The organism is Oxalobacter vibrioformis (assembly GCF_027118995.1).
GTDB classification, from domain to species: domain Bacteria; phylum Pseudomonadota; class Gammaproteobacteria; order Burkholderiales; family Burkholderiaceae_D; genus Oxalobacter; species Oxalobacter vibrioformis.
Window position 1 is genome coordinate 2,307,146 of sequence record NZ_CP098242.1, and the last position, 19,496, is coordinate 2,326,641.

Sequence of the window (19,496 nt, forward strand, 5' to 3'; positions counted from 1 at the left end):
GCGCTTTTCCTCTTTTGGCGAGAGGGGCTGACAAAAATACAACACTTCTTTTGATGTCCCTGTACGGGATGGGTCTTCCTGTGGTGTACTATTTCATGACAGGCGTGGCTCCCTTTGCACAGGAGGAATCATGAGGTGGATAAAACAGCTGGCGGTGATGTGGGTACTGTTGTTTTCTCTTGCCCCTTTTTGCATGGCACAGGAGGAGGGCAGTTCGTGTGAGGCGGCGTTTGCCGATGGCAGGCCGGACAAGGCAGGGATTGCTGCGATCAGGAAGGCGGCAGAGGGAAATGATGCCGATGCGCAGTACAAACTGGGATGTCTTTACCGGTATGGCTGGGGGGTAGAGGTAGACCGCGCGCAGGCCAAGGGCTGGCTGGGGCGCGCTGCGGGCCAGCGGCACAGGCTGGCGCGGCATGAGTTTTTTGACCTGCAGGCCTGGGATGAGGTGCAGGACAAGGAAGAAAAGAAAGCGCGGATCGCCGTGCTGAGAAAGCAGGGTGAGGCGGGCAATGCGGATGTGCAGTTCAGGCTGGGGATGATTTACCGGGATGGGCTGGGTGTGCCGCGGAACTATGCCGAAGCGATAAAGTGGCTGGAGATGGCTGCGCACCAGGGGCTGGCGGATGCGCAGTTTCGCCTCGGGATGATGTATTACCGCGGGCGGGGTGTGGCGCAGGATTACATCAGGGCGCGCTCATGGCTGGACAAGGCGGCAGCCCAGCAGCATGATCGGGCGCTTCTGGTGATCGGGCGGATGGTTGAGATGGGCGAGGGTACGGAAAAGGACCGCGCAAAGGCGATGGATTTTTACCGGCGCTCGGCAGAGCGTGGCAATGGCAAGGCGAAGGAACGCCTGGAACACATGGAAAGGGGTGAATGATGTTTTTTTCGGTCAGGCGTGGCCTGTTTGCGGTAGTGATGGCAGGGGTGTTTCTGGCGGGCGCCGGTGTGGCGCACGCCCAGATCATGACGTGTGAAGTGGTGATGGCGCCCGGCGTGCCGGATGCGGCGGATGTGGAAGTGCTGAAGGCGAATGCGGAAAAAGGAACGGCAAAGTCGCAGTACGAGCTGGGCTGTCTTTATCGCTGGGGAAAGGGTGTCAGGAAGGATTTTCGCCGGGCGCTGACATGGTTTATCAAGGCGGCAGACCAGGATGATGCGGCAGCCCGTCACGAGATTGCCGACATGTACAAGCACGGCCAGGGGTTTGCCGGGGAGATGCAGCAGGCGTTTTCTGCCGTGGAACGGGAGGCGAACGAGGGCAGCGCCGATGCGCAGTATACGTTGGGGATGATGATTGTATACGGGCTGGGGACAGACCCGGATGATGCGAAAGCGGTGTCCTGGTACGAGAAGAGCGCGGCACAGGGCAATATTTATGCAGAAGGCCGCCTGGCCGGGATGTATGCCCGGGGGCAGGGGGTAAAGCAGGATCTGGCAAAGGCGTTTGAACTGGGCAAACGCGCGGCGGATGCCGGGCATGTGATGTCGATGCTGAATGTGGGCCGGATGTATGAGACGGGTACCGGGGTTTCGCGGGATACCGCCGTGGCCCGGTCGTATTATCTCAAGGCGTCGGAAAAGGGCAACCGGCTGGCAACGGTGCTGTTGCGGCAACTGGATGGCGACGGCCAGGCAGCGTCTGCCGGGGATGATGCGCCGGAGATGACGGTGGATGAAACGGGTGCGCCGGTGATGAATGCGCTGCCGGCAAAAGACTCTCCCCATGAGGGCGGGGTTTTCCGGGAGTCAACGGATGATCCGGGTGAGGTGGCTGTCGTGCCTGAGGAAGCTGCTCCCGCAGCAAAGCCCGCGCGTAAAAAAGCCGCTGGCAAGAAAAGGAAATGAGGCAGCGGGCGGTAAAACGACCGGCGCTGGCAGGGGCAATAATGCTCCTGGCAGTGGCGATGTTTTTGCCGTTGAGCGATGCCGATGCGCAGATACGCACGAGACGGCCCTTGTCTGCCATTGAGCGCGACAAATTGACGCGCCTGGTAAGGGATGCCAATGAAGGCTATGACGTGGCCCGCTACAAGCTGGGGACGGTGTACCTGGAGGGAAAAATCGTCCGCCAGAGTTATCCGGACGCTGTGAAATGGTTTGCCGCTGCGGCTGAAGAGGGGCATGTTCATTCGATGCTCACGCTGGCGATGCTGTATTCGCGGGGGCAGGGGGTCAAGGCCGATCCGGTGGCAGCTTATGGCCTGGTGAAAAAGCTGGCGGACCGGGGTTTCCGGATGGCGCAGTACAACCTGGGGATGATGCTGGAAACCGGGCAGGGAGCGGCAAAGGATGTGAAGGCCGCGCGTGGCTGGTATGATCTGGCGGCAAAGGCGGGCAGTCCGTCAGCTATTCATCGCCTGAGGTTTCTGGATGAGTTTGAGCTGACGGCAAGGATGGCTGATCCGGAAAAAACGTGCTGCGCTTCCCAGGCAGGCGCAGGCTAATGATGCTCTCGCACAGCGCCAGCTTGGCCTGGCTTATCTGAGGGGAAGCGGTTTTGCAAGGAATGACGACACCGGACATCAGTGGTTGATGAAGGCGGCTGAAAACGGTGATGCAGAGGCCCAGTACAATGTGGCTTATCTCTTTCCTGGCGATGGCACGGTAAAAGACAGCTATGTACAGGCACTGGAATGGACTAGGAAGGCTGCGATGCAGGGACATCCGATGGCGGCATTTAACCTGGGCGGGATGTACGAGGCCGGGCAGGGGGTAGACAAGGATTGGGTGGAAGCCGGCAGATGGTATGTGTATGCGGCAGGGATGGGCAATGCCAATGCGATCAGGCGGCTGGACAGGATAGCGGATACCTGCCGCCGTTTTCCGGAGCGTCCGGAATGCGATGAGGCAAAGCTGCGGGATGCGGCTTCCCGTGCGGATGCCGCCTCTTTATACCGGATCGGGCTGGCGTACAAGGACGGGGACGGGATAGAGAGGGATTACCGCAAGTCCCTCTTCTGGTTGCGGTATGCTGCCGGGATGGGGTATGTGAAGGCGCAGTACGAGCTGGGCGATACGTTTGAAAATGCACTGGGTGTCGGCAGGAGCGCTGCGCAGGCGAGATTCTGGTTTGAGAAGGCGGCAGCCCGCGGGGATGCCGAATCTGCCATCCGGCTGCAAAAGCTCAAGAGCGACGAGAAGGAGGAGTGATGGACAGGCCTGTGGGAATCGGGGTAAGGAAAGCTGTCATGCTCTGGGGGCTGGCGCTTCTCATGTCTGCGCCCTTTGCCTGGGCACAAGGAGGAAAGACGATGGATACCAAGGGACTTTCACCTGCTGCCCTGTCGATTTTCAAGCAGCAGGCCAGCCCGGCCACCCTGGCAAAAAAAGCCGATAAGGGGGATGACAATGCGGCGCTGATGCTGGGGTACATGTACCGGCTGGGACACAAGGTGAAGAAAGACCCGGCAAAGGCAGTGCAGTGGTTCAAAAAGTCAGCTGACAAGGGCAATGCGGAAGGGCAGCTCCAGATGGCGATCATGTATGCCGCCGGGGAGGGGGTAAAACAGGATTATGACGCCATGCGCCGCTGGCTGCAGAAATCAGCGGAAAACGGCTATGGTCTCTCGCAATTCCAACTGGGCCTTCTGTATGCGAAAGGCATTACGGTGGAGCAGGATATTGCGGTGGCCCGGATGTGGCTGGGATTTGCCGCCGAGCAGCCGGGAGATATCGGGCAGATGGCAAAGACCGTGCTGGATACGATGCGTGAGGAGGCGTCGGTTGCCGGGCTGGATTTTATCGCCATGCCGCTGTGGGTGAGCACGGCGGAAAAATACGGCAAGGCGCTGGCCAGCCTGCAGGCCGGGGCGGACAAGGGCGATGCCCGCTCGCAGTATTTGCTGGGGCTGGTGTTTAACTGGCTCGGGGATAGTGATCCGGCCAACCGGATGAATGTGTTTTACCGGGAGGCTGCGCAGCTTTTCAGGCGGGCAGCGGAACAGAGCCACCCGCCAGCGCAGTACCTGCTGGGTATGGCGTACTTTGACGGCAAGGGTGTCGCCGATGATGATGAACAGGCGGTGTCGTGGGTCGACAAGGCGGCAGAGCTGGGATATGCCCCGGCCCAGGTAGCGCTGGGTGCATGGTATGACGGCGCGCATCCACGCCGTGACCCGGAGCTGGCAAGGCTCTGGTATGAGCGGGCAAAGGCCAAGCGCAACTGGTACGGCAAGGCGTATTTCATTGAGGAAGAATTGATCGCTTCGGCGCCCGGCAAGCGGGATATGCCGGTAAAGCAGTGGGATGCGCGCGACCAGTATGTGATGGCGCTGGCATATGAAAAGGGCGCGGGCGTGCCGGCTGACCCGGAGCAGGCGGTGGCCTGGTACCGGCTGGCGGCCTCGGGGCTTCTGGTGCCCGCCCAGCGGCGGCTCGGGCTGGCGTACCTGGAGGGACGGGGCGTGGCAGCCGATGCGGCTGAAGCCGCCACCTGGCTCAGTCTTGCTGCCGAGCAGGGTGATGCCGAAGCCGAAGCGGCGCTGGGCACCCTGTATGCCACAGGCAAGGGCGTGTCGTCTGATGAGAAAAAGGCGTTTGCTCTCTACGAAAAAGCGGCTGACGAGGGGATAGCGCGTGCCCAGGAAGGGCTGGGCATGATGTATCGCGACGGGCGCGGCGTGAAGAAAGACCGTGCAAAGGCCTTGAAATGGTTTGAGCAGGCTGCGGTTACTTCCGGCACGGCGACTGAACAGATGCTGATGATCATGCAGGAAACCGCGAAGTAGCAGGGCATCTGTGCTGATGGTTCCTTCAAGGTGAATCTGTCGCAACCACACAACATCGCCTGAATTTTTTTACATAAAATTCTGGCCCCGTGCTGATTCAAAATTTTTTTCCTTCCATTCATGCGGATTCAGTCAATTTCACTTTAAAAAACAGAGGGTTATCCCCTGCCCGTCTTTTTTCCTCCCTCACGGTTCGTTAAACGATTCGTTGAACCAACTGTGAAACGATTCGTGTTGTAACGCTTTGATTTAATTAAAAATAATAGGTGACCGCGCAGATTTTATCCTGTATAACAGAAAGCGTGAACTTCCCATGTTCATGTCTTTCTTCATGTAGGCGATCTTTTCGGGGAGGGTCTTTGATCCTCCCCGCTTTTTTCAGGCCCCAAACAGGCAGGTGAAAAAATGATGCGCATCATAAAAATCAATCCGATCACAGGAGGCTTTTATGGGCATCCTTGACGAGGATTTCACATCGGACGATCCATTCAAACCCGGGAAAACGGATGAAGGATTCAGGATGGATTTTTCGCTGGACAATTACGCGAAAAAATTGACAGGCAGCCTGGGTGCAACGGGTGGCGGGGATGGTGGTGGTTTGCCGGCTGATCTTTACCAAGCACCTAAAATCGAGCCGCTAGTTGTTCCCGATAGTACCGTCAAACCAGTGGTGCAACCCACTGTCACGGCAGTCAAGGTAGAACCGGCAAAACCGTATGCCAAACTCAAGGCAGAAAGCCCCTCAGGAATCGACAGGGGTATAGCCGCGTTAAACCGGATGGTTCAGCCTGCATTGCAGGATAGCGAAAGCACCGCAACCCTTGGGTTGCGGATCAAAGATGAAGTCAGGGTAAATCCGGCAGAAGCCGCAAACCAGATCAACAAATTATCACGATCTGAAAGCGCATCAAGTGAAGATATTGGCAATCTCGGTATTCGTATCCAGCAGGAAGCGAAAATCGATCCCGAAGAAGTCGCGCGACAGCTAAATCAACTGTCACAGGACGAGAGGAGTGAAAGCGAAAATACAGGAAACCCTGGCCTGCGTGTTCAACAGGAAGTCCGGGTCAATCCTGAAGAAATGGCACGAAACATTAACCAGCTTTCTGACCCCCAACGAAAAGCCAGTGCCCAAACCGGCACCCTCGGATTACGCATCCAGCAAGAAGGCACCTTTACCCCTGATGGTCTCTCAGAGCAGCTTAATCGGACAGCCGAAGCTGACAGAGCGGAAAGTGATCAGACCGGCAAACTCGGGCTACAAGCCAGGAAAGAAGCCGAAATCATGGATCCGTCCCTGTTCATCGCCAAGCTGCGATCCTCACAGTGGCGGCAGCAAATGGCGGACAATCTCTCGGCAATCGTGAACAATACCTCCGATGTCCCCTACCGTGCCGCATCTGACAAGGCGCAGGCAATACTCAATTCCCGGAATGCCCGCTTTGACCCCGCATTCAATAGCTGGTATGGCAACTACGAAAGACAATACGCCAGAGAACAGGTTGAAAACACCTTGAGAACCGGCAAAGAAATCAAGTGGGACCCCGAACTTGCCAAAAAACAGGCATACCCCATACTCGACCGCTATGGCGCATCCCATGGCTACGACACCATCGGTAACACGGGCTTTGCAGGAGGCAGCTTCTCCACGCGCCATCTGAAAGAGCAGGCAACCGACCTCGGTAAAGACATCCTCTCTTACATGGCAAAAGGCAGCGACCTCAATTATGCTCACATCGAACAAACCGCCCAGGCCATGAAAAGCCTGGAGAGCACCGGATACGGCAAAGGCGTTACTGACATCATGGCAAGCGTCTACACCGGCTCACTCAACATCGGGCAGGAAGCTGCCAATACCCTCATGACCATGATGCAGGGCTATCCGCCGCCCGAAGTCATGGCCTTCGGCTACCAGATGAGCTGGCTTACCCACGGCAACGACACCGCTGCCTGGGCCAAAGAAATCGAAGATAACCGCGAATACGCCAACTATGCCAAACGCGAGGTCTACAGCTTCTTCGATGATGGAAAAAACATGCTCAAAGACTTGAGAAGTGATTCGTACAATGATTTACAATACTTCACCAGTGATCCCAGCCGCAGTGCCTTTCTCCGTCCTGACAAAATGACAGGCGACTTCTTTGAAAAATTCGTCCCCACCATGGTGAGTCTCGCTCTTCCCAACAAGCTGACCGCTGTCGGCAACTTCAGCAAAGCCGGTACCGTCTTTACCCAGTTCACCTGGATCGGCACAAGGGCCTTTAACCTGGGAGCCTCAGAAAGGGTCAATACCCTTATCAAGAATCCCCACATGGTGGATAACGACCTCCGGTTTCACGAATACCTCAAGCACACCAGCCAGCCCTTTGATGTTGCCCGAAATGACTTCATCCAGGCAGAAGGCAGGCGGGTGGGTGTGCAGGCAGGAACATTAAGCCTCCTGACAGCCGGGGCATCACGGTTACTTCGTTTAGGCGCTACCGGCTCGGAAGGGATTGTGTTTCAGAATCTGCAGGAATTTATGCTGCAACGGTTTGAGGAAACGGCACAGGAGGCGATTAATCAAGATCATAAGAAAATTGCGAAGGACGCTGAAAAAGGAGGTGAACCTTATAAGTAATTGCACAAAAATTGACATATATTTTCTTATATATTTGGTTAGTGTTGAAGCGTCCATCTTTTCGATGGGCGCTTTTACCTGTTTCAGGTAAGATAAGTAGACAAGACCATAAGGAACACCATGACCTCATTGCCGACCTTCTTTCGCTCTCTTTTTTCCCTTCTGATTCTCGTTTTGTTTTCTGCTACTGTTTTCGCGGGTGACTACGAGGATGGGATGGCGTTCTACGACAAGCAGGATTACAAGTCCTCTTTCCCGCTCATTGAAAAGGCCGCAAAAAGCGGCAACGCGAAAGCCCAGTTTCAGTACGGTAAAATGTTTGCGTTGGGCCAAGGCACGACGAAAGATTCCAGTAAGGCTATTCAGTGGTACAGGAGGGCAGCAGAGCAGGGTAACGCGAGCGCCCAACACAATTTGGGGGTGCACTATCATGATGGAGAAGGCGTCAAAAAGGACTTGGCGCAGGCTGCAAAGTGGTATGCCGCCGCAGCCGACCAGGGAAGTACCTATTCGAAGTTCAGTCTTGGTCGGATGTACCAGGTCGGTGAAGGGGTTCCTAAAGATGAAAAAAAAGCGTTTGACCTCTTCATAGAATCTGCCAATCAAGGATTTGAGCGGGCACAATACAGCGTCGGTCATGCTTATATAACAGGATTGGGGGTAAAAGAGGATTACGAAAAAGGCTTATCCTGGTATCGGAAAGCAGCAGGGCATGGTCATCGACAGGCTCAGGAAAACTTGTGCGCTGTTGAGTTCGAGAAAAAAAACTGGGATGAAGCCTTCAAGTGGTGTCAGATGGCAGATGAAGGCGAAAGTAAAAAGGGAATAGTGCCCTCGGCGTTAGGTCTGATTTATCTCAATGGGTATGGCAGTCAGAAAGCGGACTACAAGCAGGCATTTAAACATCTGACAGTAGCTTCAGAAAGGGATATGTCTACAGCGCAGTACGGGCTGGGGTTCATGTATGAATACGGTGTGAGCACCACGGTCGATAAGGCCAAAGCGATGATGCTCTATGAAGCGGCAGCAAAAGGAGGGTCCGAGCTTGCAATTAAGCGCTTGAAAGAACTGAAGGAAAATTGAAAAAGTCTGACGGAATTATCTCGGAGTTGATATTCTGTTACAGCCTTCGCGGGTGATATTGAAGAAGGCATGGCCCTGTATGAAAAACAACAGTATAAAGAAGCCTTTCCGCTGATTGAAAAAGCCGCTAGGACTGGCAATGCTGAAGCCCAGTTCCAGTTGGGAAAAATGTACCAGCGCGGACAGGGCATAACAGAAAGCATCAGTCAGGCCTTTGAATGGTATGAAAAAAGTGCGCGGCAGGCTTTTTCCAATGCGCAGAATAATCTGGGATTGATGTACCAGAAAGGACTGGGTGTAAAAAAGGATCTCAATTTTGCACGACAATGGCTTGCCAAAGCCGCAAAACAAACTAATCCAAGTGCCCAATACAATCTTGCCTTTCTTTACGAAGAAGGCTTGGGTGTTAAGCAGGACCTGACCACGGCATTTGACTGGTATCTGAAAGCCGCAGAATTAGGGCACGCTAAATCGCAATACAAGGTCGGGTACGCCTACCAGAATGCATTAGGAATAAAAAGAGACGATAAGAAAGCCATGCAGTGGTATAAAAAATCAGCCGAACAAGGCAATATAAATGCGCTGCATGCGGTCGGTGTTATGTATTCCAAGGGGTGGTCTGTCCCTGTTGATAAAGACAAGGCGATTTTTTGGTACACAAAAGCAGGAGAGAAAGGTCATATGCCATCACAGGCAAACCTCTGCTCCATATATGTTGCCGGAACATCATCCAGTCAGCAGGACTGGGACCGAGCTTTTCATTGGTGTTCCATGGCGGTTGAAAACGGTGACAAACAAGACGCTCCCTTTGCCTTGGGCTTTATTTATCTTAACGGGTATGCCGGTCAAGAGCTGGACAATCAAAAGGCATTCCAGATGCTCTCTATTGCCTCAGAAAATGATTTGCCAATTGCCAGTTACTGGCTTGGGGTCATGTACGAGAATGGTTTGGGGACGAAAAAAGACAGGGAAAAAGCGGCGGCACTTTACAGGAAAGCCGCAGATGGCGGCTCGGGCCTGGCAAGGAAAAGACTGCAAAAGCTGAAAGAAAACGGATCGCCTTGATCCTGTCTGGAAGCGATATGTTCCTTTCTTTGGTTTCTCATCAATGAGCTGCTGACTTTCCTTTTACAGATACCTTTACTGCTTCCATCCTCTCGGCAGTTCGGTTGATTCGGCTTCGGGCTGGTAGTCGGTGTAGTAGAAGGTGTAGTCGTAATCCTTGAGCACACTGCCGACTTTTTGCAGGAAGGCGTTTTCGTCATACAGCAGGAAATCGATGTAGCCGCGGGTGGGTGCCATGGCCTGCCCGATGTTCAATCCCAGTTCCTGCCCGCTATCTGGCTCGCCCAGGATTTCGGCAATGATCCTGTCGGTGATTTCGTTGCGCTCGTCAAGGGCATCGCGCACTTCGTCGTGGTCGTGAAAGTACCAGATAAAACCGGCCTTGGCCCCGGCTTCGGTATATAGCTCAAATACGCTGTGGTCTTCGCTGTAGTATTCGTCCATGAGGCGCTGCTGGCAGGTAAAGCCGGCAATGATGTCATGGCGCAGCGGAAGTTCTGACGGATCGGTATCCTCGTCCGGTGTGCCGCTGTAGCCTACGTAGTATTCGCAGGGATTGGTGTTGAACGTTTTGTCTTCTTTTGCCAGCTCGGCCGTAATGGCGTCAGAGAGTGCAGACAGGGGGATCATGCCGTCTTCTGCTGCTTCGGCCTTGTCCACCCCGTCAATGTGGCTGATGCTGATGGCTTCGCCCAGCGCGGCGTCCAGGAGGATGAAAAAGAAGAAGTAGGCATTGTTTTCATCCATTTCATCGAGCACCCCGTTGTAAAAGCGCAGGAAGAAACGGTCGTTGCCTGCCGGTTCCATACTCACCAGTACATCGTCAAAACCGAGCATTTTGTCAAACATGCCGATGGTAAAGCCCTGTCCGGCGGCGGGTTTGAGTGGTGTGATGGTCCAGCGCTGGGCCAGCGATTCCGGCAGGTTTTTTGCCAGGTAGGTTGTCAGAAAGGCCAGTTCGCGCCTGCCGTTGGCAGAAAAGTTGATTTCAAAATTGCCGCCGAACTCAAAGGGGAGGTCTTCGATGACGCGGTTGATACCCTCGGAGATGCGTTCGCGGGTGGGCGTGGGATCGGTCTCGCGCGGGTTTTCAAAGTAGGGGGTGAGAGTTGTTTCGTTTTCAGCAAACCACTTCCAGAAATTTTCGACGCGCGCCTTGAATGATGACATGGGTTCTCCGTAAAACAGGGTGTCAATGATGGGAACTATTGTATCAGCCATTTTTGCTTTTACTGATAAAAACTTTCTTTGTGGCAAGAGGTGGGGGTGATATGATGATGGGTGACGTGTCTGCTTGGGAAACGCTGATTAAAAGGCTTTGTGAGCGAATTGCTGCGTTACGCGGTGCTCGCAACCTTCGTCTATCTTAAGATATGCCTTGGCTGCTGTGCGCCGTGCGCCTTGCACTTCATCTCCCAAAACCTTTTAATCAGCGTTTCCCTTATTGATGGTTTTTCTGAAAAGGACTGACAGATGAAACGGAATGTGACTGCCCCTGCAACGATGGCGGCATTGCCTTTTTCCCGCTTGTACCAGGGAGTATTTTTCGCGCTGATGCTGTTGTGCATGGCGGCAGCCGGTATGGCAAAGGCGGGCAATCTTGAAGACGGCATGGCGGCTTATGAGAAAGGCGAGCACGCGAAGGCGTTTGCTCTTATAAAGAAGTCGGCTGAGGCAGGAGATGCCGCTGGTCAGACCGAGCTGGCATATTTTTATGCCAATGGTATCGGCACAAAAACGAATGAGAAAATGGCGGCCAAGTGGTACAAAAAAGCGGCAGACAAGGGCGTGGAACGAGCGCAGTACAGCCTGGGGCTGATGGCTTACGAAGGCAGGGGTGTCAAACAGGACTATGCCGAGGCTGCCGGATGGTATGACCTGGCTGCCGAGCAGAATGACGTGGATGCGCAACTGGCCCTTGCGATGATGGTGATGGAGGGCAAAGGTGTCGATAAGGAGCCTTCGCGTGCAAGCAGACTTTTCGTCAAGGCTGCCCGGCAGAATAATCGTGTCGGTCAGTACTACGCAGGCTGGTGTTCGGAGCAGGGCTTTGGGTCGCGCAAGGATTATTCGAACGCGTCAGGGTGGTACCGCCTGTCTGCGCAGCAGGGTTATGTCCCGGCGATGTCCGCTTTGGGCGCGCTGTATTTTGCCGGGCGCGGTGTTATCCAGGATTATGCTGAAGGCATGAAATGGTACAGCCAGGCTGCGCAGCGCGGGGACATGACATCCCAGGCGGTGGTGGGGCTGGCCTATGAGAAGGGGCTGGGGGTAACGCCTGACAGGGATGAAGCTATCAAGTGGTACACGAAGGCAGCAGAGCAGGGGGATGAGGATGCGAAAAATATCCTGGATGATCTCGGCAAGAAGCCTGTTGCCAAATAAGGCAGGCGGCAGCACCGGAAAAGGCGGACAGGATGTCTGCTTTTTTTGTGTGCCCACCGCTGACAGAAACGGCAGGGAGTGCAGGAGCGATGATAGAGCTGGCTGATATGACGGACTCGACGTTATGGCATATTTATTATTCGGGTACGGATGCCTATGCTATGCCGCCGGAAGTGCTGGACGCACTGGACAGGCAATTTGCCTGCAGCGGGTGTCATTTTCTGCTTGATGATGTGCCCTCTGTGCCGGATATTCCGGTGCTGCAAAAGATACCGAAAAATCTGGATATGGCGCCTGCCGGTTCCCTGCTGTTTGGGGTGATGTCGGAAAGGCTCAGGGATGCGCTGGGAGTCGACATAACGAATCATCTGCATTTCGGCGCTGTTTTTCTTGAGGGGGAAAAGATACCCCTGCCGCATTATGCTTTTGCAGGAAAAGGGCCCATGCTGTTTTTGCGGGCGGAAAGGCCATGGATGATGGACGGCAAGCCGCTTTCGGAAGCTCGGGCATGCAGCGTTTGCAGGCGAACGCTTTATGGCGGGTTGGGAAAGCGTTATATTTTACGTGAAGAGGTGCCTGTCGATGTCCCGGTATTATGGACGTGCCTGGGTGGCCTCGTTATTGGTGAAGCGACGAAAAAACGGTTGCAGGGATTGAGGTTCCGTGGTGTGCGTTTTGAAAAGATCGGGGTAAGGGATGCATGAATGCGGCCTGGTTCATGGTAGTGAAAGGCTACAATAGCAGGATGGATAGTCTCAGTGTCAGTCGCAAGGGCGTATCCCGGCATTTTTTGCCGGGGATGCTGTTTGCGCTTTTTTTGTGCCTGCCGGATATTGCCGGCGCAGGCAGGAAAGGGGAAAAGACGTCCACGGTTGACGAGATGCGCGAGAGTATTACTTTCTCGGTGATGATGAAGGCGGCAACCCAGGACGATGATACCGCGGCGCAGTTGTGGCTGGCAGACATGTATTTCACGGGCAAGGGGGGCGACCAGAATTATGCGAAAGCCCGGGAATGGTATCTCAAGGCAGCTCAAAAACAGGCGCGGGATGCTTATTACAATCTGGGCGTGATGTATATCCTGGGTAAGGGCGTTGAAAAAGATCCTGAAGCGGGCGCGGCATGGCTGGAAAAGGCGGCGCTTGATGGTGATGTGGAAGCGCAGTATTTCCTGGGACAGATGGTTTTTAACGGCGAGGGTGTCAAGACAGACCAGGAAAAGGCGGCTTACTGGTGGGGGATGGGGGCCGCACGCGATGAAAAGAAATCGCTTTATAACCTGGGGCTTTCCTACTATCACGGGCACGGGGTAATGCCCGATGATGTGAGGGCGGTGGACCTGTGGCGGCGAGCATCAGCGCAGGGAATGAAAGAGGCCCAGTACAATCTGGCGGTCATGTATGACGAGGGGCGCGGTGTGCCGCAGGATATGGGAAAAGCGCTGGCATTTTTCATCAGGGCGGGCGAGCAGGGGCATCCGCTGGCACAGGTGGCGCTGGGATGGATTTATGAGACAGGCCGCAGCGGTGTGCCGATGGATATTCTTGAAGCGATCCGCTGGTATGAAATGGCGGCGGCACAGGGTATGGCGGAAGCGACGCAGCGCCTTCAGGTATTAAGAGGTACTGCCGGTTTCGGTATGGCACAATAGGCGGGTTTGGTTGGTGACAAAAGGAAAAAGGATGGGTATGCAGATGAGGCGTTTTTTTCTGGGTATGCTGCTAACGGCAGCGGGTATGGTGCTGGTAGGCATGGTGGCAGCGGACGAAGTGCCGGAAAAGAGCGGGGAAGCGTCAGCCGCAGAAACCGTGCAGGCGGCACCAGTTGGGGAACAGGCACCGCAAACAACAGCCCCGGAAGCGGAAAATGAAGCCCGGGAGGCAGACGGGGCTGATGACAGTGATACCCCACCGGCGATGGACCCGCGGGGTGAGCGGGACTATGCCAAGGGCATGGCGGCTTATAACCGGGCCTACTACAGCCGGGCCGTGAAGCTGCTGGAAAAGTCTGCCGGGCGTGGGCATGTGGGCGCCATGCTGAAGCTGGGGCAGATGTATGACACCGGTGACGGGGTGATAAAGGATTTGAAGGCGGCTTTTTCCTGGTATAAAAAGGCCGCAGAGACTGGTGACGCGCTGGGGGAGTACAAGCTGTCGATGATGTACCTCCGGGGGCAGGGGGTCAAGCGCAGCTATGACGAGGCGGCTGCCTGGCTGAAAAAATCCGCTGACCAGGGATATCCGCGTGCCCAGACGAATTATGGTTCGCTTCACCTGGCAGGGCTCGGGGTGGACCAGGATTTTGTCAAGGCGGTGGAGTGGTTTCAGAAGGCCGCTGACCAGAACTACGGCGAGGCGCAGTACCTGATGGGTGTGGCCTATGAATATGGCGAAGGGGTGGCGCAGGACAAGGAGAAAGCGAAAGAATGGTACCGCAAGGCTGTCAAGAACGGCAGCGGTAACGCCACCGGGCCGCTGTACCGGCTGGAGGGCTACAAGCGATAGGATGGATATGGCAAGGCGGCTTTTTCTCACCGGATGGACGGCTCTTTTTGCCATGATCTTTTCCTCGTGCGCCACGGCACAGGGAAGCGAAAGCGGGGTAAATGCCCTGTGTCCGGATTACGCAGGCACACAATACGAGCAGGCGATCAACGCCCTGTGCAAAAAGGCAAATGCGGGCGATAAGGCGGCGCAGGTGGAAGTGGGGCTGGCAGCGCTTCACCGGCTGCACGTGCAGGGGGAGCCGCTAAAGGCCGCTGCCTGGTTTGAAAAGGCGGCAAGGCAGGATGATGCGGATGCCATGTATCTTTTGGGCACGCAGTATGCCTCTGGCACGGGCGTGGCTCTCGATGAAGTGAGGGGGCGCCAGTGGTTTGTCCGGGCGGCCGAAAAAGGGCATCCGCTGGCCCAGGCGAGATTAAGCGAGTGCTATGCGCTGGGTATTGGCGGTAAGCGCGATGATGCAGCGGCTGAAAAATGGGTTGCCAAGGCGCAGGCATCGGGCAATTTTTATGCAAAGCGGACGCTTTCACCCAAAGACATGATCCTCCTGGAAGACCCGATGGTTCGCGCCGAAGCGGGAGACCCGGTTGCCCAGTATTATGCGGCGCGATACAACCGCGACAACCGGTACCGGGCCGATTATGACCGGATGGAAAAATGGTACAGCAAGTCGGCCGGGCAGGGCTATGCGCCTGCGCAGGTGAAGCTGGGCATCCTGTACACGCAGGATGCGCCGGGAAAAAAAGACCTGAAAAAGGCGGCAGCGCTTTTCAGCGCAGCGGCAGCACAGGGGGATGCTGAAGGGCAGTATGAGCTGGCGCTGCTGCATTTGCAGGGACAGGTGGAAAAGCCCGACCTGGCCGAAGCGGAAGGGTTGCTGAGGCAATCGGTGGCGAAGGGGTATGACAAGGCATGCAGCCTGATGGGCATGCTGTACGTGAGGGGAATCGGCGTCAATGAGAACCGGGAAGTGGCGCGCGTGTGGTACCGGCATGCGGCGCTGCACGATATCGGGGCATTGCAGGATATGCTGTTGCTGACACCCGCAGGGGATGAAAAGGAAAGGGGACGATGATGCGGCGGTTTTTTCTGGGAGCGGGGCTTTTACTGGCATGGTGTTTTCCTGCCGCAGCGGTGATGGCGGCCAATGCCTCGTGTGACGCCATCATGGCGGGTACACTGAAAAATTCATCCATGCTGGACAGGGCTGCCTGCCATATCATTGCCAAAGCCGAAGCCGGGGATGCGGAGGCGCAGTACGAGGCGGGCCTTGTGTACTCGTGGGGTGTGGACGCCCTGCAGCCGGACCCGGATGTAGCGGCGGCCTGGCTGATGAAGGCAGCCCAGGGCGGGCAGGCGGAAGCGGCTTACCGGCTGGCGGCGTTTTATGTGGATGGCTATGGCGTGAAGCAGAATATGGAAGAAGCCTACCGGTGGTTTGAAACGGCGGCCAATGCAGGCTCAAGCCTGGCGATGTTTGAGCTGGGCGGGATGCTGGAGTATGGCCTGGGTGTGGAGAGGGATACGGAAAAGGCGCGCCAATGGTATGGGAAAGCGCGCGAACTGCACAACCATGAAGCTGAAGTGAACCAGGTCCTTGAAGAGCGTGACCTCATGGAAAACCCCTGGGACGCGGCAAAATCGGGCGAGGCAAAAGCACAGTATTATGCCGGGTTGGTAAAGTGGCAGGAAGCGCGCTCGGCGCTGGCGGCGGCAGAGAGGGCAACGGCGTATGCCGAGGCGGTAAAATGGTATGCGCAGTCGGCCGCACAGGGCTATGCCCCGGCACAATCGGCGCTGGGGCTGGCCTGTGCGCGGGGCGTAGCGGGAAAGGCTGACGAGGAAACGGCTGCGATCTGGTATGCCAGGGCGGCAAAACAGGGCTATGCCGAAGCCCGGTACCAGCTGGCGATCCTGTATGTCAACGGGCTGGGAGTGCAAAAGGATGAGGCAAAGGCGTTGGGGCTTTTTATCTGGGCAGCCGAGCATGAGCACAGCGAGGCACAGCGGCTTTTGGCCGCCATGTACGAGACGGGCATGGGGGTAAAGGCGAACCGTGTCGAGGCACGCAAGTGGCACCGCCGCTCGGCACAGCAGAATAATGTGGCGCTGCGTGATATGCTGCGCCTGACGGATATGCCTTAGGAGGAGAAAACGATGCCGGAACCGGCTGTTTTGCCATACGGGGAAAATCTTGCCGACATGGAAGTCAGGCAGGCGGCGGTATTGCTGCTGGCGGCAAAGGCGGGTGACGTCAAGGCGCAGTTTGAGCTGGGGGTGGCGTTCAAGTACGGCAAGGGCGGTGTGGCACGGAGCGATGCCCGTGCGGCAAAGTGGTTTGCCGAGGCGGCAAGGCAGGGGCATCCCGGCGCGGTGTATGAACTGGTCAGCCGGTACGCGCGCAATACCACGCTCAACAAGGATATCCGGATGGTCTTGAAGCTTGCCACTTTCCTCGCCGAAAAGGGCGACCCCAAGGTGCAGTGTGAGCTGGGTTATGCCTATCTTGCCAGTGATGAGATGGACTCAAACGATATGCTGGCTGAAAAATGGATCAGGCGCTCGACCGAAAAGGGATATGCCAGGGCGCAGCTGATTCTTTCCGGCATGTATTTTTCCGGCAGGGGCGTACGGGAAAACCCGGAAGAGGGTGTCAAGTGGGCCATGCGCTCGGCAAGGCAGGGCGATGCGGAAGCACAGCTTGCCGTGGGCAACCTGTACCTGCGCGGTATTGGCGTGGTTCAAGACTGGAGCGAGGCGCGTGAATGGTTTGGCAAGGCGATCAAGCAGGGTAACCGCAATGCCCGCCACCAGCTCATGCTGATGGATGAGCACGAGCTTCGGGAAAGCCGGATGAATGGCACGAAAACGGCAAAACGGAGCAATATCGGCGGCTACTATTCTGCGGTGGCGCTCAAGCAATCAGGTGATGCGCGGGCGCGCTTTGATGCCGGGATGCGGCTCATGACAAGAAACGACGGGACGAAACCGGATTACCGCCTCGTGCTGGAGCTTTTTTTCAAGTCGGCAGAGCAGGGCAATGTCCAGGCGATGATGCAGCTTGCCCGCATGCATGCCAGCGGCACAGGCGTGCGTAAAAACCTGCCCGAAGCGGCAAAGTGGATGATCCAGGCCGCCGAACTGGGTAATATGGGGGCGCAGCACGAGGTGGGGCTCCTGTACGAGAAGGGTGAGGGAGTCCGGCGCAATGTGCGCCGCGCCTGGGACTGGTACATGGAAGCGGCAAGGCAGGGGCACCCCGGCGCCGAACAGGCGCTTTTGCGTATCAATGGCGGGGAAAAGGTGTTTGATGATCTCTGAACAGCCATGACAGACCCGAAAGAGAAAAACCGGCACATGTGGGATACCCGCTATGGGGAATCCGGCTATTTTTATGGCACGGCGCCCAATGCATGGCTTGCCGCCAGGCAGGTGTATTTCCGGCCGGGCATGCGCGTGCTGGTCCCGGCGGATGGCGAGGGGAGAAACAGTGTGTGGTGCGCGCAGCAGGGTATGACCGTCGATGCGTTTGATCTCTCTCCTGTGGCGGTTGAAAAGGCCAGGGCGCTGGCGGCTGAAAAAGGCGTGAGCGTCAATTATGCCGTTGCTTCCATCGATAGCTGGGTATGGCAGGCGGAGTCGTATGATGCCGTGGTGTTGATTTTCATGAATTTTGCGACGCCCAATATGCGCAACCGTCTTTTTACCGAGTGCATCCAGGCACTCAGGCCGGGCGGCATCCTGTTTTTGCATGGGTACCGTGCCGAGCAGCTTCAGTACGGCACCGGCGGGCCGCCCGTGATTGAGCAGTTGTATACCGAGGCCATGCTGCGGGAGGCGCTTGACCCGCTCATCATTGTGGAAGTGGAGAGCTATGATGCGTCCCTGAGTGAGGGGAAAGGGCATAACGGCATGTCGGCGTTGATCGGGGTGGTGGCGAAAAAGATACAGCCGTAAGCGCGACGGCGGGCGCGCTACGGCTGCGCAGACGATCGTTATTTTGCCGCGCAAACCGCCTTGATGATGGCTTCCTGGCTGCTGCCCGGAACAATGGCTTTCCATTCGTCCTTGGTTGCGGTATCCGACAGCATCTCTTTGCCTGTACCCATGCTCCCCGCATAACCGGCCTGGGATATGAATTTTTCCTTTTTCCCTTCACAGTCGTAGGCACGCAATACCATGAATGATTTGACGAGATTATCCTTATGGTTAACAACCATCGGCTCGGTCATTTCAATCATCACCCACGCTTTTTTATACGCACCCTCCTGCTCCATGGTCTTTTTGTTTAGATAAATATTCCCGCCAGTGATTGTTTTGACGTGAGTCCAGTCAGAAGCAGGACCCGCTGCCCACGCATTTACACAGAATACGCCAATAGCAATAGCCAGTATTTTTTTCATGTTTATCTTCCTCCTTTATTTTTCTTCAGCCACTGAAATTATAACGTTGGCTTTGTCCAGTGCCGCTTTATTTTCCGGCTTCTTCGGCTTTTGCCTTCCACTCCTCTGCCTGAGCCTTGTCTACCGGTTGCCCCAGCCTGCCGTATGCGTAGGCGTCAAAGAGGCGGTGCATGGCGTTGGCATCGCCTTTTCCCGCAGCTTTGAGATACTACTGTATGGCGTTATCCTCGTCTTTTTCAACGCCTTTTCCTTCTTCATACAGGGCACCAATGGCGTTCATGGCAGGGGCATAGCCCTGGGAGGCTGACTGATGGAAGTATTGCATTGCTTTTGCGTAGTCCCTGCTGACGCCGGTGCCGTTTTTATAGGCCTGCCCGAGATTGAATTGCCCGTACCGGTTGCCTTGCTCCGCTGATTTCCTGAACCATTGGGCTGATTGTTTTTTATTCCTGAATGCGGGCTCAAGGTAGATCGTGCCGATACGGTTTTGTACCGCCGCGTCGTGGCTGAATTCGGGGTGCCGGTAGATTTCAAGGGCTTCCTTAAAGCTGCCGGCGTGATACAGAGTGTTTGCCGCTTCCCGTATGTCGGCGCAGACTGTGCCGGTGGCGGCACATGCCACAAGAAAAAGCAGGGTGTTGAGGGCGGTTTTCACAGGCGTCCTTTGGCGGTGCGAGAAAGCTGGTAGTCTGCCTGCTGCTTT

General features: G+C 55.9%; 19 protein-coding genes. 16 read left to right on the forward strand and 3 right to left on the reverse strand.

Annotation, left to right across the window (positions count from 1 at the left end):
• Positions 1-130 precede the first annotated feature (130 nt).
• The 8 genes from NB640_RS11425 (at position 131) to NB640_RS11460 (ending at position 9,501) form a co-directional block, all read left to right on the forward strand.
• Positions 131-883 carry a tetratricopeptide repeat protein gene (locus NB640_RS11425; RefSeq protein ID WP_269308820.1) on the forward strand — a complete coding sequence of 251 codons (753 nt, stop codon included), beginning with the start codon at positions 131-133 and terminating at the stop codon, positions 881-883.
• Positions 880-1,851 carry a tetratricopeptide repeat protein gene (locus NB640_RS11430; protein ID WP_269308821.1) on the forward strand — a complete coding sequence of 324 codons (972 nt, stop codon included), beginning with the start codon at positions 880-882 and terminating at the stop codon, positions 1,849-1,851. The genes NB640_RS11425 and NB640_RS11430 overlap by 4 nt, the downstream gene beginning before the upstream one ends.
• Positions 1,848-2,450 (forward strand): tetratricopeptide repeat protein, encoded by a 603-nt coding sequence (locus tag NB640_RS11435; RefSeq protein ID WP_269308822.1) that lies wholly within the window; start codon positions 1,848-1,850, stop codon positions 2,448-2,450. The genes NB640_RS11430 and NB640_RS11435 overlap by 4 nt, the downstream gene beginning before the upstream one ends.
• Positions 2,407-3,156, forward strand: a complete 750-nt coding sequence (locus tag NB640_RS11440) for a tetratricopeptide repeat protein (RefSeq protein WP_269310456.1) — start codon at positions 2,407-2,409, stop codon at positions 3,154-3,156. Before NB640_RS11435 ends, NB640_RS11440 begins: the two co-directional genes overlap by 44 nt.
• Positions 3,156-4,733 (forward strand): tetratricopeptide repeat protein, encoded by a 1,578-nt coding sequence (locus NB640_RS11445; RefSeq protein ID WP_269308823.1) that lies wholly within the window; start codon positions 3,156-3,158, stop codon positions 4,731-4,733. The genes NB640_RS11440 and NB640_RS11445 overlap by 1 nt, the downstream gene beginning before the upstream one ends.
• Before the next feature lie 448 nt (positions 4,734-5,181).
• Positions 5,182-7,353, forward strand: a complete 2,172-nt coding sequence (locus tag NB640_RS11450; RefSeq protein ID WP_269308824.1) for a hypothetical protein — start codon at positions 5,182-5,184, stop codon at positions 7,351-7,353.
• Positions 7,354-7,473: 120 nt separating this feature from the next.
• Positions 7,474-8,436, forward strand: coding sequence for an SEL1-like repeat protein (locus tag NB640_RS11455; RefSeq protein ID WP_269308825.1), 963 nt, complete (start codon positions 7,474-7,476; stop codon positions 8,434-8,436).
• Between the two features lie 69 nt (positions 8,437-8,505).
• On the forward strand, positions 8,506-9,501 hold the full coding sequence (locus tag NB640_RS11460) for an SEL1-like repeat protein (protein ID WP_269308826.1): 996 nt from the start codon (positions 8,506-8,508) through the stop codon (positions 9,499-9,501).
• Positions 9,502-9,576: 75 nt separating this feature from the next.
• Here NB640_RS11460 and NB640_RS11465 read toward each other — a convergent pair whose 3' ends face one another.
• Positions 9,577-10,722 carry a hypothetical protein gene (locus NB640_RS11465; RefSeq protein WP_269308827.1) on the reverse strand — a complete coding sequence of 382 codons (1,146 nt, stop codon included), beginning with the start codon at positions 10,720-10,722 and terminating at the stop codon, positions 9,577-9,579.
• A 252-nt stretch (positions 10,723-10,974) separates the two neighbouring features.
• On the opposite strand from NB640_RS11465, the gene NB640_RS11470 reads away from it, so the two are divergent.
• From NB640_RS11470 to NB640_RS11505, 8 genes are read left to right on the forward strand one after another with little or no spacing between them, the layout of a single operon-like run.
• Positions 10,975-11,886, forward strand: a complete 912-nt coding sequence (locus NB640_RS11470) for a tetratricopeptide repeat protein (protein WP_269308828.1) — start codon at positions 10,975-10,977, stop codon at positions 11,884-11,886.
• A 32-nt stretch (positions 11,887-11,918) separates the two neighbouring features.
• Entirely contained in the window at positions 11,919-12,590 is a 672-nt protein-coding gene (locus tag NB640_RS11475; RefSeq protein ID WP_269308829.1) for a hypothetical protein, read from the forward strand.
• Positions 12,587-13,537: a tetratricopeptide repeat protein gene (locus tag NB640_RS11480; RefSeq protein WP_269308830.1), complete on the forward strand. Its 951-nt coding sequence runs from the start codon at positions 12,587-12,589 to the stop codon at positions 13,535-13,537. The genes NB640_RS11475 and NB640_RS11480 overlap by 4 nt, the downstream gene beginning before the upstream one ends.
• A 31-nt stretch (positions 13,538-13,568) precedes the next feature.
• Entirely contained in the window at positions 13,569-14,390 is an 822-nt protein-coding gene (locus tag NB640_RS11485; RefSeq protein ID WP_269308831.1) for a tetratricopeptide repeat protein, read from the forward strand.
• Positions 14,391-14,397: 7 nt separating this feature from the next.
• A complete protein-coding gene (locus NB640_RS11490; RefSeq protein ID WP_269308832.1) occupies positions 14,398-15,465 on the forward strand; it encodes a tetratricopeptide repeat protein in 1,068 nt (355 codons plus the stop codon).
• Positions 15,462-16,535 (forward strand): tetratricopeptide repeat protein, encoded by a 1,074-nt coding sequence (locus NB640_RS11495; protein WP_269308833.1) that lies wholly within the window; start codon positions 15,462-15,464, stop codon positions 16,533-16,535. The genes NB640_RS11490 and NB640_RS11495 overlap by 4 nt, the downstream gene beginning before the upstream one ends.
• Positions 16,536-16,547: 12 nt before the next feature.
• Positions 16,548-17,711 (forward strand): SEL1-like repeat protein, encoded by a 1,164-nt coding sequence (locus NB640_RS11500; protein ID WP_269308834.1) that lies wholly within the window; start codon positions 16,548-16,550, stop codon positions 17,709-17,711.
• 6 nt (positions 17,712-17,717) lie between these two features.
• Positions 17,718-18,347: a class I SAM-dependent methyltransferase gene (locus NB640_RS11505; RefSeq protein WP_269308835.1), complete on the forward strand. Its 630-nt coding sequence runs from the start codon at positions 17,718-17,720 to the stop codon at positions 18,345-18,347.
• Between the two features lie 38 nt (positions 18,348-18,385).
• Here the strand turns inward: NB640_RS11505 and NB640_RS11510 are convergent, their stop codons facing one another.
• Complete coding sequence (locus NB640_RS11510) at positions 18,386-18,793, reverse strand: surface-adhesin E family protein (protein ID WP_269308836.1); 408 nt, start codon at positions 18,791-18,793, stop codon at positions 18,386-18,388.
• Positions 18,794-19,001: 208 nt separating this feature from the next.
• Positions 19,002-19,448 (reverse strand): tetratricopeptide repeat protein, encoded by a 447-nt coding sequence (locus tag NB640_RS11515; protein ID WP_269308837.1) that lies wholly within the window; start codon positions 19,446-19,448, stop codon positions 19,002-19,004.
• Between the last annotated feature and the right edge of the window lie 48 nt (positions 19,449-19,496).

Bases quoted from the DNA above. Each gene is read 5' to 3' on its own strand.
- NB640_RS11450 (WP_269308824.1), top strand. From the start codon at position 5,182: ATGGGCATCCTTGACGAGGATTTCACATCGGACGATCCATTCAAACCC.
- NB640_RS11445 (WP_269308823.1), top strand. From the start codon at position 3,156: ATGGACAGGCCTGTGGGAATCGGGGTAAGGAAAGCTGTCATGCTCTGG.
- NB640_RS11500 (WP_269308834.1), top strand. From the start codon at position 16,548: ATGCCGGAACCGGCTGTTTTGCCATACGGGGAAAATCTTGCCGACATG.
- NB640_RS11480 (WP_269308830.1), top strand. From the start codon at position 12,587: ATGAATGCGGCCTGGTTCATGGTAGTGAAAGGCTACAATAGCAGGATG.
- NB640_RS11475 (WP_269308829.1), top strand. From the start codon at position 11,919: ATGTCTGCTTTTTTTGTGTGCCCACCGCTGACAGAAACGGCAGGGAGT.
- NB640_RS11460 (WP_269308826.1), top strand. From the start codon at position 8,506: ATGGCCCTGTATGAAAAACAACAGTATAAAGAAGCCTTTCCGCTGATT.
- NB640_RS11425 (WP_269308820.1), top strand. From the start codon at position 131: ATGAGGTGGATAAAACAGCTGGCGGTGATGTGGGTACTGTTGTTTTCT.
- NB640_RS11465 (WP_269308827.1), bottom strand. From the start codon at position 10,722: ATGGCTGATACAATAGTTCCCATCATTGACACCCTGTTTTACGGAGAA.
- NB640_RS11510 (WP_269308836.1), bottom strand. From the start codon at position 18,793: ATGAAAAAAATACTGGCTATTGCTATTGGCGTATTCTGTGTAAATGCG.
- NB640_RS11485 (WP_269308831.1), top strand. From the start codon at position 13,569: ATGGGTATGCAGATGAGGCGTTTTTTTCTGGGTATGCTGCTAACGGCA.
- NB640_RS11455 (WP_269308825.1), top strand. From the start codon at position 7,474: ATGACCTCATTGCCGACCTTCTTTCGCTCTCTTTTTTCCCTTCTGATT.
- NB640_RS11490 (WP_269308832.1), top strand. From the start codon at position 14,398: ATGGCAAGGCGGCTTTTTCTCACCGGATGGACGGCTCTTTTTGCCATG.
- NB640_RS11470 (WP_269308828.1), top strand. From the start codon at position 10,975: ATGAAACGGAATGTGACTGCCCCTGCAACGATGGCGGCATTGCCTTTT.
- NB640_RS11435 (WP_269308822.1), top strand. From the start codon at position 1,848: ATGAGGCAGCGGGCGGTAAAACGACCGGCGCTGGCAGGGGCAATAATG.
- NB640_RS11495 (WP_269308833.1), top strand. From the start codon at position 15,462: ATGATGCGGCGGTTTTTTCTGGGAGCGGGGCTTTTACTGGCATGGTGT.
- NB640_RS11430 (WP_269308821.1), top strand. From the start codon at position 880: ATGATGTTTTTTTCGGTCAGGCGTGGCCTGTTTGCGGTAGTGATGGCA.
- NB640_RS11505 (WP_269308835.1), top strand. From the start codon at position 17,718: ATGACAGACCCGAAAGAGAAAAACCGGCACATGTGGGATACCCGCTAT.